This is a genomic window from Paraburkholderia caribensis (assembly GCF_002902945.1).
GTDB classification, from domain to species: domain Bacteria; phylum Pseudomonadota; class Gammaproteobacteria; order Burkholderiales; family Burkholderiaceae; genus Paraburkholderia; species Paraburkholderia caribensis.
Map to the genome: position 1 here is coordinate 71,115 of NZ_CP026101.1, position 11,666 is coordinate 82,780.

Here is an 11,666-nt window from a genome sequence, read left to right on the forward strand (position 1 = left end):
TGTGTCCTTACTCGATTGTCTCGATGACGCGGTTGTGGTTCGTGTAGATACACATGTCGCCGGCGATCTCCAGCGACTTTTCGACGATCTCGCGCGGCGAAAGATCCGTGTTGTCGGCGAGCGCCTTCGCAGCCGCTTGCGCGTACGCGCCGCCGGAGCCGATTGCGCAGATGCCGCCCTCGGGGTCGAGCACGTCGCCGTTGCCGGTGATGACGAGGGTGGTGGTCGCGTCGGCCGTGATCAGCATGGCTTCCAGACGCCGCAGCATGCGGTCCGTGCGCCAGTCTTTCGCGAGTTCGACGGCGGCGCGCGTGAGATTGCCCTGATGCTTTTCGAGCTTGGCTTCGAAGCGGTCGAGCAGCGAGAACGCGTCGGCCGTGCCGCCGGCGAAGCCGACCAGCACCTTGCCGTTGTAGATGCGGCGGACCTTCTTCGCGCCGCCCTTCATGACGATGTTGCCCAACGTGACCTGGCCGTCGCCGCCGAGCGCGACCTTGTCGCCGCGGCGCACGGAGACGATCGTCGTGCCGTGAAATTGCTCCATATGCGTTCCTTTTCCAAAACCGCAAATATCTTGCGTGGGACCAGAGCAAGCGCTAGAGCGCCAGCTCTGGGTCGATTCGCCCAAGGACCGGGGTAAGCGCTGAAGCGCCAACGCCGGTCGATTCGCCTCGGGGACGCGGAGGCGTCGATGCGCCACCACGGAATGCGGGAGCGGCCGGCGCGCGATGCTGGGTGCCGCGCGCGCGTGCAACGCATGTCGGATTTATTTTAGGGCGAGCGCGGCCATATCAAGAGGCGCAGTCGAACTGGCTCGCGAAAAGCTGGAAGGGCGCGGTGAGCGCGAAAACGCCGCGCGAGGGTTTCAGCGGCGGTAAAAGGTGCTGGCGGGGCGTCCGCCTGCCCGATTATGCGGCGCGCATTTACCGATTAGCGTAGGCAAGCTGACAAGCGGACCGACAAAAGCGCCGCCTGAAAAGAAAAAAGAGGCGCACGATCCACCGTGCGCCTCTGACGAAGCGTGTCTGGGGCGCGGACCCCGAAAACCGCGCCGCCCGTCGATCAGTCGCCGAACAGCTTCTGGCGCAGTTCGCGGCGTTCCTGTGCTTCGAGCGACAGGGTGGCGGTGGGGCGCGCGAGCAGGCGGGGAATGCCGATCGGCTCGCCCGTTTCCTCACACCAGCCGTACTCGCCCGATTCGATCCGCGCGATCGATTGCTGCACCTTCTTCAGCAGCTTGCGTTCGCGGTCGCGCGTGCGCAGTTCCAGCGCATGCTCTTCCTCGATCGTCGCGCGGTCGGCCGGGTCCGGCACGATCACGGTTTCGCGGAGGTTTTCGGTGGTCTGGCCGGCATTGCGGAGAATGTCCGCCTGCAGCTGCTCGAGCCGGTTCTTGAAGAAAGCGAGCTGATCCTCATTCATGTAATCCTTGTCGCTCATCTTCAGGATTTCGGCTTCGGTCAAGAGTCGTTTCGTCGTCATCTGGCTTGCTTCGTCAATGTGAGGCAAATCATTGCCCGCACTTTCGTGTTGCCCGCAAAGGCGCCTCGATGACGCTCAAATGAGCGCCGGCGAACACGGACGGTGGGCTGTCGTGACGCCGAAGCGCCGATGCGGGGCCGAACTCCTCTGGAAACCGATTCTTCCAATGCTCCTGAGGCAATGCTTCCCGGCAGCGCGTTATAAGCCGGAGTGTGGCCGGCATGTGGGCGATGTCCCCGGATTAGATTTTCCGGCGCCGTTTTTCGGCCCGGCACGGCTGCGAAGCGACTACGCGCTTTACACCGGGCAAATCGTTCTCTTTCTCCAGTGGGGCCGTATTGTAACTGAATCACAATACGAAACCGCAAGCGGGGGAAATCCCTGCCGCAAACTCCACTTATCGTGAAAATATAACGCGCTGTTCACTAAAAAGCGATGGTCGGACACGTATTCTCGTAACAGGGTTTTCACGTGCTTTGACCGCAAGCCGGCTTTTAAATTGCCGTGCTCGCGCTCCTAAGGTCTTTTTCGCGTTGGGAAGCGAACAAAAGGCAACTGGGATGAACGCCAGAAGGCGTTCATCCCATAGCAGAGAACGAATCAGACGAGGCAGGCTTCAAGACCGTCGGTGATCAGGTCTTGCGGCAGGTCGATGCCGATGAACACCATCTTGTTGGTCTTTTTCTCGATGGGTTGCCACTTGGCGGCGAGGTCGCTGCCCATCATCTGGTGCACGCCCTGGAAGACGACCTTGCGATCGACGCCCTTCATGTACAGCACGCCCTTGTAGCGCAGCAGGCGTTCGCCATAGATCTGCAGAATGCCGCCGAGGAAGTCTTCGAGCTTGTTCGGATCGAACGGGCGGTCGTTGCGGAAAACGAACGACTTGATCTTGTCGTCGTGATGCGCGTGATGGTGATGATGATGGCCGTGATCGTGGCCTTCATGATCGCACTGGCCATGATCGTGATCGCAGTTCGCGTGGTCGTGGTCGTGGTCGTGATCGTGATGCGCGTGGTCGTGGTCGTCTTCGACGAGGAAGTCCGGGTCGATTTCCAGCTTCGCGTTCAGGTTGAAGCCGCGCAGATCGAAGATTTCCTTGATGTCCGCTTCACCGAAATTCACGACGCGGATCTGCGCCCGCGGGTTCATGTGCAGCAGACGATGGCGCAGGTCGCCAACCGCGTTTTCGTCGACGAGATCGGACTTGGTGATGAACAGACGGTCCGCGAAACCGACCTGGCGCTGCACGACTTCGTGTTCGTCGAGCTGTGCGTTGGCGTGCTTGGCGTCGACGAGCGTGATGATCGCGTCGAGCAGGAATTCGTCGGCGATCTGGTTATCCATGAAGAAGGTCTGCGCGACGGGGCCGGGGTTGGCCAGGCCCGTCGTTTCGATCACGACGCGGTCGAAGTCCACCTTGCCTTCCTGCTTCTGCGCGGCGAGGTCGCCGAGCACGCGCGCGAGGTCGCCGCGAATCGTGCAGCAGATGCAGCCGTTACTCATCTGGATGATCTGCTCGCCCGTGTCCTGCACGAGGATGTCGTTGTCGATGTTCTCTTCGCCGAACTCGTTTTCGATCACGGCGATCTTCATGCCGTGCTTCTCGTTCAGGATGCGCTTGAGCAGCGTGGTTTTGCCGCTGCCGAGGAAGCCGGTCAGGATAGTGACGGGAATCATGTTGTTCGCCATGTGAGGTCGCCTTGTGTTCGTCAAACTGGGGTGCGAACCGCGCGCTGCGCGCAGGGCCCGAACCGCATGAATTCAGCTGAATATTGAAGCATAAGTGCCGGGGCGCCGCTGCTGCATGGCCAAAGCCCCGTCAACGCCAGGGAAATAACGCCTTAACTATGGGCGATCAGGCGATTTGCAACAATAGGCCTTTCAGATATTCGCCTTCCGGAAACGCGGTCAGCAACGGATGATCGACGCCCGCACCCAGGCGCTTGAGGATACGCGCATCGACGCGCGCGTCGGCGGCCGCGCCGGCGACGATCTTCTGAAACAGCTCCGCATCGATCGCACCCGAGCACGAATAGGTGAACAGCAGGCCGCCCGGCCGCAACAGCTTGAGACCGGTGAGGTTGATGTCCTTATACGCGCGCGCGGCGCGGTCCACGTGCTCGCGCGACGGCGCGAACTTCGGCGGATCGAGCACGATCAGGTCGAAGCGCTCGCCGTCGTCGTACAGGCGGCGCAGCGTCTTGAAGGCGTCGGCGTCGAGCCAGGTCGCGCGTTCGGCGTCGAAGCCGTTGGCCGTGACATTTGCTTGCGCCAATGCCAGCGCTTCGCCGGATGAGTCGATCGATACCACGCGCTTCGCGCCGCCCTTGAGCGCCGCGAGCGAGAAGCCGCCCGTGTAGCAGAAGCAGTTCAGCACGTCGCGGCCGTTCGACAGTTCCTGCACCAGCGCGCGGTTGTCGCGCTGATCGACGTAGAAGCCCGTTTTGTGGCCGTTGCGCACGTCGACGTGATACCGCACGCCGTTTTCGCTGGCGATCAGCGTCTCGGGCGGCGCGTCGCCGGCGAGTACGCCGACCGTCTGTTCGAGCCCTTCCTTTTCGCGGATCGACACGTCCGAGCGCTCATAGACGTTCGGGCAGCCCGTCGCGCCGACCAGCGCCTGCACGATCGCGTCCTTCCATGCTTCGACGCCCGCTGCCATGAACTGACAGACGATCTGACCACGCTTCGTTTCATCGTCCTGGATGTAATAGTCGACGATCAGCCCCGGCAGGCCGTCCGCCTCGCCGAAGATCAGCCGCGTCGCGCCCGTGTTGTGCACCATCGACTGACGGTGTGCGAGCGCGCGCTGCACGCGGCGCTTGAAGAACGCGTGATCGACGGGTTCGTTTTCGTCGAAGCTCCAGACCCGCGCGCGAATCTGCGAATGCGGGCTGTACGCGGCGCGGGCGAGAAAGCGGCCGTCGTGCGCGCGCACCAGCACGGTGGCGCCGGCGGCGGGCTTGCCGTCGACGCGGTCGATCGCATTCGCGTAGACCCACGGATGGCGGCGCAGCAGCGACTTCTCTTTCGACGGTTTCAGCGTAACGGTATTCATGACTTCGTGAGGATTCAGCAGAACAATATGCCGCGCGAAGCGGCAAAGCGGATATGACTGGCGGCCTGAGCAGCGTCAGTCGCGTTTTTTTGCGCGCGGATGCGCCTGATCGTAAATTCGCGCGAGGTGCTGAAAATCGAGGCCCGTGTAGACCTGGGTCGCGGCGATGCTCGCGTGGCCGAGCAGTTCCTGTACGGCACGCAGGTCGCCGCTCGACTGCAGCACGTGGGTCGCGAACGAATGGCGCAGCACGTGCGGATGAACGTTGGCGGGAATGCCCGCCGTGAGCGCCATGCGCTTCACACGATCGCGCACGACATTCGGCGACATGCGGTTGCCGCGCGCCGACACGAACAGCGGATGCGGATCGAGCTTCACCAGTTCGCCGCGTACCGCGAGCCAGGCGCGTAGTGCATCCAGCGCCTTGCTGCCGACGGGCACCGTGCGACGCCGCTCGCCCTTGCCGAGCACTTCGACTTCGGCTTCGTCGAGCTTCAGCCAGCCCGTCGAGCGATAGCCCTCGGCGTCGAAGAAATGCACGTCGAGGCTGACCAGCTCCGACAGACGCAATCCCGACGAATAGAACAGTTCGAGCATGGCGTGATCGCGCGCGCCTTCGGCCGTGGCCGTCGCGGGGGCTTCCATCAGCCGGTGTGCGTCGTCGACGGAGAGCGCTTTCGGCAGCGTCTTTGCCCGTTTGGGTGCGCGCACCGTGGCGACGGGATTCGCGGGCAACTCGATGCGCCCGGCGAGCCAGCGGTAGAACGCGCGCCACGCCGACAGCCGATGCCCGATCGAGCGCGCCGACAGCCCGCCCGCATGCGCGCGTGCCACGGCGCCGCGAATGTCGGTAGCGGTGAGGCTTTCGAGCGGCCGTCCGTTCGCGAGCGTTTTCAACTCGTCGAGCTCGTGCGTGTAAGCGCGCAAGGTGTGCGCCGACAACCGCCGCTCGTGCTCGAGGCTCGACAGATAGGTGGCGATCGGGTCGGCGGATGTCACGTGACGGACGCTTAGCGCGGCAGCAGGCGGCTCAGCGCGGCGCTCGCGAGTGCGCCGATCTGCGTGAGGAAATCGGTGGCCATGCCGTCGTGGAAACGGCGCGAATCGGGCGAGCCCATCACCAGCAGCCCGAACGCGGCGGCGTCGTTCGACGCTTCCGGGTCGCGCAGCGCGATCAGCGCAATCGATTCGGTGCCGTTGCCGGATACGCCGTCACCGGGAGCCGCAGTCTCGCCGGCCACGGTCGACACGGCGGGCGTCAGCCACTGCGCCGCCTCGAAGCCCGTATTCGAGCCGCAGTACGGCGTCGAGAGGCTGTTCGCGAAGATACGCACTTCCTCGCCGACGTGGCGCGTGAACTCCGCCTGCGAGTACGGCTCGGATACTTCCCACACGCGTAGCGCCGCTTGCGGCACGTCGAACACGTCGCGCAGGCCCATGGCGATCGTGCGCGGCAGCGCGCCGGGATCGCGCTCGGCCATCACGCGCGTCGTCCAGCGGCCGAATTTCGACGCGATGCTGTCGTTTTCGTGGCCATAGCGCAGCAATTCGGCGAGACGCCGCTCGAGATGCTTGTTCTTCTCGCGCAGCATGTCCATCTGACGTTCCTGCAGCGACACGGCAGCCTTGCCGTGCGGATTGGCGAGCCGCACGGACGCGAGCAGTTCCGCGTGCTCGGCGAAGAATTCGGGGTTGGCCAGCAGGTAGTCGGCGACTTCGCGATCGTTCATGGTTTCAGCTTAATGGTTGCGCGCTTCGTTACTGTCTTGCTGCCGCGCCACGCGGTCCAGCCTGCGCGCGGCGGTGATGCATTCAGTCGGCCAGCTCTATTTCGCCTTCGAACACGGTGGCGGCCGGGCCTGCCATCATCAGCGGCGACGCGGGCTCGCCGTCCCACGCGATGGTCAGCATGCCGCCATGCGTGTGGACCTTGACGGGCGCGTCGAGCAAGCCGCGACGGATGCCTGCCGCGACGGCCGCGCAGGCGCCCGTGCCGCACGCGAGCGTTTCGCCCGCGCCGCGCTCGTAGACGCGCAGCTTGATCTCGTTGCGGCTGACGATCTGCATGAAGCCCGCATTGACCCGCTGCGGGAAGCGCGGATGGTTTTCGATGACGGGGCCGTCGGCGAGCACGGGGAACGCTTCGACGTCGTCCACGATCTGCACGGCGTGCGGATTGCCCATCGACACGACCGACACCCAGCGCGTCGCGCCGTTGACGTCGAGCGGATAGAGCGCGTCGTTGCCTTCGTGGCGCGCATCGAGGCCGCTTGCGTCGAACGGCACCTGTGCCGGCTCGAACACGGGGGCGCCCATGTCGACGACGACTTCGCCGTCAGCCTGCATGGTCAGCGTGATCACGCCTTTCTGGACCTGGACGCGCACGCTCTGCTTGTCGGTGAGGTGCGTGTCGCGCACGAACTTGACGAAGCAGCGCGCGCCGTTGCCGCAGTGCTCGACCTCGCCGCCGTCGCAATTGAAGATGCGGTATCTGAAATCGACGCCTTCGACAGTCGGCTTCTCGACCACCAGCAACTGGTCCGCGCCGACGCCGAAATGCCGGTTCGCGAGCGCGCGCACCTGCGCTTCCGTCAGATTGAGCGGTTGCGTGTAGCCGTCGAGCACGACGAAGTCGTTGCCCGCGCCGTGCATCTTGGTGAATTTCAGTTTCATGCCGCTATTGTAAGTGACTGGCCGGACCTCTCGCCCACTGTGCGCCGCCGCGCTTCAGTAAAAACTCGGATCGCCGGGCGGGCGGGTCTTGAAGCGCTTGTGCACCCAGTAATACTGCTCGGGAATGCGCGGAATCTGCTCTTCGAGAAACTCGTTCATGCGGCGGGCGTCGGCGTCGTCGTCGCCCGTGGGGTAGTTGTCCCACGGCTTGAACACCTTCAGCCGGTAACCTTTGTAGTTCGGCAGCACTTCGCCGATGAACGGCACGACCTGCGCGCGCCCGACTTTCGCGAGCCGCCCGACGGCCGTCAGCGTGCAGGTCGGCACGCCGAAGAACGGCACGAAGGTCGAATTGCGCATGCCGTAGTCCATGTCGGCGCCGAGCATCACCGGTTTGCGATCGCGCAGCCAGCGCAGCACGATGCGCGCGCTGTCGGCGCGGCTGGCCATTTCGGCATCGAAGCGGCCGCGCTGCGCCTTCGCCACTGCTTCCAGCTGCGGGTTCGACATCGGTTGATACAGCGAGCCGCACGGGCGCTTCAGCGAATAGTTGAGGAAGATCGAGCCCGCCTCGATGCCGACGAAGTGAAAGCCCAGAAACAGCGTGGGCGGCAGATCGGGATCGGTGAGATCGATTTCGCTGTCCAGCTGGATCAGCTTCTCGAGCTTTTTCGCCGAGCCGAACCACTGCACGCTGCGTTCGAGATAGCTGCGGATCGCGTGCCGGAAGTGCTTTTGCGCGACTTCCTCGCGGCGCTCGTCGCTCCACTCGGGGAAGCACAGCTTCAGATTGATGTGGACGATGCGGCGGCGGCGGCTCGGAATCTGATACAGCAGCCAGCCGAGGCCGTCGCCCAGACGCGCGACGAAGCCATACGGCAGCAAAGCGAACAGCTTGAGCAGACCGATAGCGAGATTGACGCCCAGTCGGCTCAGCATGCGGCGGCTCCGATTAGTGCGCGAGACCACGCAGGGTAAAGAAAAACAGCAGAAAGGACGATATACCGCACGCGCAGACACTCTGTGACAAAAGAAAGAAGTCGCTATAATAAGGGCTTCGCCGAGTTAATAGACAACTTGCGGGGCGAAGCCGGCAGGCGCTTATATTTCAGATAGGTGCCCGACGGTCAGGAAATCCGCTAAAGCGTCGCCGCTTCAGGCTCGAAGCAGGCTACGTGGAACTCAACCGTAACCAATAAGGGAGCCTGTAACGTGGCTAACGATTACCTCTTCACCTCTGAATCCGTCTCCGAAGGCCATCCGGACAAGGTCGCTGACCAGATTTCGGACGCCATCCTCGACGCGATCCTCGCCCAGGACAAATACTCGCGCGTTGCCGCGGAAACGCTGTGCAACACGGGTCTCGTCGTGCTGGCGGGTGAAATCACCACGACGGCCAACGTCGATTACATCCAGGTCGCGCGCGACACCATCAAGCGCATCGGCTACGACAACACCGATTACGGCATCGACTACCGCGGCTGCGCGGTGCTCGTCGCGTACGACAAGCAATCGCCGGATATCGCGCAAGGTGTCGACCGCGCGCACGACAACAACCTCGACCAGGGCGCTGGCGATCAGGGCCTGATGTTCGGCTACGCATGCGACGAAACGCCCGAACTGATGCCGCTGCCCATCTACCTGTCGCACCGCCTCGTGGAGCGTCAGGCGAATCTGCGCCGCGACGGCCGTCTGCCGTGGCTGCGTCCGGACGCGAAGTCGCAGGTTACCGTTCGCTATGTCGACGGCAAGCCGCATTCGATCGACACCGTCGTTCTGTCCACGCAGCACGCACCGGAAATGGAACTGGCGCAACTGCGCGAAGCCGTGATCGAAGAGATCATCAAGCCGACGCTGCCCGCTGACCTCATCAAGGGCGACATCAAGTTCCTCGTGAACCCGACCGGCCGGTTCGTGATCGGCGGCCCGCAGGGCGACTGCGGTCTGACGGGCCGCAAGATCATCGTCGACACGTACGGCGGCGCGGCTCCGCACGGCGGCGGCGCGTTCTCGGGCAAGGATCCGTCGAAGGTCGACCGCTCGGCTGCTTACGCTGGCCGCTATGTCGCCAAGAACATCGTCGCGGCGGGGCTCGCCTCGCGCGCGCTGATCCAGGTGTCGTACGCCATCGGCGTGGCGCAGCCCACGTCGGTGATGGTCAACACGTTCGGCACGGGCCGCGTGTCGGATGCGACGATCACGCGTCTGGTGCAGGAACACTTCGACCTGCGTCCGAAGGGCATCGTCCAGATGCTCGACCTGCTGCGCCCGATCTACGAAAAGACGGCAGCTTACGGCCACTTTGGCCGCGAAGAGCCGGAATTCTCGTGGGAAGCGACCGACAAGGCACTCGCACTGGCAGAAGCGGCCGGTACGGAGCCGGTTGCCGCGCTCGCCTGAGTCAAGCTGTGAATGCGCCGCGCGGCTGATTGTCGCGCGGTGTCATCGGTTCAGATCGCAGGAAGCGAAAACGCCCTGCATGCGCTGAGAAGCGCGTGCAGGGCGTTTTGTTCTGGTGCGGCGGTTTCGTCGCGAACCGCGCGCAACGTCGCACTAACGACTGTAGCGGCGCATCTGTCGCCTGCGAAAGCGAAACCGAACGGGCGCGCCCTTAGCGAGCAAACGCAAACCAGCCTTCGCTCGTCACCGACAGACGGCGCGGACGGCGGCTCGTCGGATGCGGCGCGCTCGTGGGCTTGGCGGCGCGCGGCGACACGCCGAGCATCCGTACGGGCGCCGGATTGCGCAGCAACGTGCGCAGCGAGAAACGCCGCGACGCGCCCTGCATGCTCAGTGCGCTGAAGAAGGTGCGGAACCAGACGCGCACGTTATCGACGGGCTTCGCGTCGCGCAGTTGCTCGGCGAGTGCGCGCGTGCGCGCGGTATGGTGACGCAGGGCGCGCGCCACATGGCGGCGCGCGGGACGCGCGGCGTTGAACGCGTGGGTAAGGCGAGTGCTCAATGGGCTGTGCATGGCTTTAGGAATCAGGCGACGTGACACGCGACGAAGGGTGCGGCAAAAGCAGCACCATCCATGCCAGCGAGTGGGACGCAATAGCCTGAGGAAAGACGGAATGAATCAGCAGCGGCTGCGGATGGCCGTGCCGATGGCGGAGTAGCGTGTGTTGCAATCGACATGCACGACAGGCTACACGTGATTCGTGACCGTCGAAAGTCCGGAGGGATCAGGGTTTTTACGAGGATGAAGCCGGCACGATCGCGCCCTTTGCGCTCGACGAACGTGCACGGCTGCCCATCCGGCGTGCAGCTTCGCCCGTCCCGATTGCACGTCGGGATCAACACAAACGTATGACGGGCGCCCGTACGATCGTGCCCGTTTTACAATGGGAAGCCGTTGTCGAACGAACGCTAGCTGAACGGAACGTCCATGTCAGTCCATTCGAAAAAAGAGCAGATCCAGGTGCTGCGGGATCAGGGTTACGTCATCGTCCCGGGCCTCATCACGCCCGAGCGCTGCGCCGAGATGAAACAGATCGCGCGCCAGCAGTTGCAGGAAGCCGCCGAGCCGGTCGAGTTCGAAGCGGACCTGCGCTATCCGGGCGCGCCGGAGTCGAAGCACGCGCCGGGCGGTCATACGGTGCGGCGGCTGCTCGATGCATACGCGCGTCATCCGTACTTTGCCGCGTGGGCGACGGCGCCTGAGATTCGCGGCTGGATGGAACTGTATTTCGGCGAAGAGCCGCGGCTGTCGCGAGCGCATCACAACTGCATGATGACCAAGCATCCCGCGTACGGCAGCCTGACGGGCTGGCATCGCGACGTGCGTTACTGGTCGTTCGAGCGGGACGATCTGGTGTCGGTGTGGCTCGCCCTCGGTGACGAAACCGTCGATAACGGCGCACTCTGGTTCGTGCCCGGCTCGCACTCGGCGGCGTTCACGTCGGACCGTTTCGACGACGCGAAGTTTTTCCGCTCCGATCTGCCCGAGAACGATGCGTTGATCCGCAAAGCGGTGTCGCCCGGATTGAAAGCGGGCGACGTCGTGTTCTTCCACTGCAACACGCTGCATTCGGCGGGCAAGAACCTGTCCGATCAGGTGAAGTTCTCGCTCGTCTTCACCTATCACGGCGCGAGCAACGTGCCGCTGCCGGGCTCGCGGTCCGCGTCCAAGCCCGAAGTGGCGTTCTGAACGCTGACTGTTAGCGCTTCGACGACGCGAGCCCGATCAACCCGGCGAGCGTCGCGACGATGCCGCCTGCGATCAGGAAGATGGTTTTGTTGGTCGGCGAACCGGTGAACACGCGCGACACGTCGTTGCTGAACGAATGAAACGACTGGCCGCCGAAATACAGCAGCACCACGCCGCCGACGATCAATGCGAGCGAGATCGCTTTGGTCATGAACACTCCTCATCGTTGGATTACAGTGGCCGAAAGTCTAGGCGATGGCCGCCGCCTAGTCCATGTTCGCTTCCCGCAATGTGGGCGCC

Annotated in this window: 12 protein-coding genes; 2 read left to right on the forward strand and 10 right to left on the reverse strand. The window is 63.8% G+C overall.

What is annotated here, in order from left to right; genetic code table 11:
• Window positions 1–7 precede the first annotated feature (7 nt).
• The 8 genes from hslV to C2L66_RS00365 form a co-directional block, all read right to left on the reverse strand.
• Entirely contained in the window at window positions 8–544 is a 537-nt protein-coding gene (hslV, locus tag C2L66_RS00330) for an ATP-dependent protease subunit HslV (RefSeq protein ID WP_035987163.1), read from the reverse strand.
• A 518-nt stretch (window positions 545–1,062) separates the two neighbouring features.
• A complete protein-coding gene (gene dksA, locus C2L66_RS00335; protein ID WP_012399496.1) occupies window positions 1,063–1,482 on the reverse strand; it encodes an RNA polymerase-binding protein DksA in 420 nt (139 codons plus the stop codon).
• 600 nt (window positions 1,483–2,082) lie between these two features.
• Window positions 2,083–3,162 (reverse strand): CobW family GTP-binding protein, encoded by a 1,080-nt coding sequence (locus tag C2L66_RS00340; protein WP_176056856.1) that lies wholly within the window; start codon window positions 3,160–3,162, stop codon window positions 2,083–2,085.
• A 178-nt stretch (window positions 3,163–3,340) separates the two neighbouring features.
• Entirely contained in the window at window positions 3,341–4,543 is a 1,203-nt protein-coding gene (locus tag C2L66_RS00345; protein WP_060599441.1) for a class I SAM-dependent rRNA methyltransferase, read from the reverse strand.
• Window positions 4,544–4,618: 75 nt separating this feature from the next.
• Window positions 4,619–5,542 (reverse strand): tyrosine recombinase XerC, encoded by a 924-nt coding sequence (xerC, locus tag C2L66_RS00350; RefSeq protein ID WP_054929421.1) that lies wholly within the window; start codon window positions 5,540–5,542, stop codon window positions 4,619–4,621.
• Window positions 5,543–5,553: 11 nt separating this feature from the next.
• On the reverse strand, window positions 5,554–6,273 hold the full coding sequence (locus tag C2L66_RS00355) for a DUF484 family protein (protein ID WP_060599440.1): 720 nt from the start codon (window positions 6,271–6,273) through the stop codon (window positions 5,554–5,556).
• Between the two features lie 82 nt (window positions 6,274–6,355).
• Window positions 6,356–7,216: a diaminopimelate epimerase gene (gene dapF, locus C2L66_RS00360; protein WP_060599439.1), complete on the reverse strand. Its 861-nt coding sequence runs from the start codon at window positions 7,214–7,216 to the stop codon at window positions 6,356–6,358.
• Between the two features lie 54 nt (window positions 7,217–7,270).
• Window positions 7,271–8,155 carry a lipid A biosynthesis lauroyl acyltransferase gene (locus C2L66_RS00365; RefSeq protein WP_054929424.1) on the reverse strand — a complete coding sequence of 295 codons (885 nt, stop codon included), beginning with the start codon at window positions 8,153–8,155 and terminating at the stop codon, window positions 7,271–7,273.
• Window positions 8,156–8,428: 273 nt separating this feature from the next.
• Between C2L66_RS00365 and metK the strand changes: the two genes are divergently transcribed.
• Entirely contained in the window at window positions 8,429–9,616 is a 1,188-nt protein-coding gene (metK, locus tag C2L66_RS00370) for a methionine adenosyltransferase (RefSeq protein WP_007744723.1), read from the forward strand.
• Window positions 9,617–9,827: 211 nt separating this feature from the next.
• Here the strand turns inward: metK and C2L66_RS00375 are convergent, their stop codons facing one another.
• A complete protein-coding gene (locus tag C2L66_RS00375) occupies window positions 9,828–10,190 on the reverse strand; it encodes a hypothetical protein (RefSeq protein ID WP_054929425.1) in 363 nt (120 codons plus the stop codon).
• A 414-nt stretch (window positions 10,191–10,604) separates the two neighbouring features.
• Between C2L66_RS00375 and C2L66_RS00380 the strand changes: the two genes are divergently transcribed.
• Window positions 10,605–11,366 carry a phytanoyl-CoA dioxygenase family protein gene (locus C2L66_RS00380; protein ID WP_054929426.1) on the forward strand — a complete coding sequence of 254 codons (762 nt, stop codon included), beginning with the start codon at window positions 10,605–10,607 and terminating at the stop codon, window positions 11,364–11,366.
• Window positions 11,367–11,376: 10 nt separating this feature from the next.
• Here C2L66_RS00380 and C2L66_RS00385 read toward each other — a convergent pair whose 3' ends face one another.
• Complete coding sequence (locus C2L66_RS00385) at window positions 11,377–11,577, reverse strand: DUF3185 family protein (protein ID WP_028363859.1); 201 nt, start codon at window positions 11,575–11,577, stop codon at window positions 11,377–11,379.
• Between the last annotated feature and the right edge of the window lie 89 nt (window positions 11,578–11,666).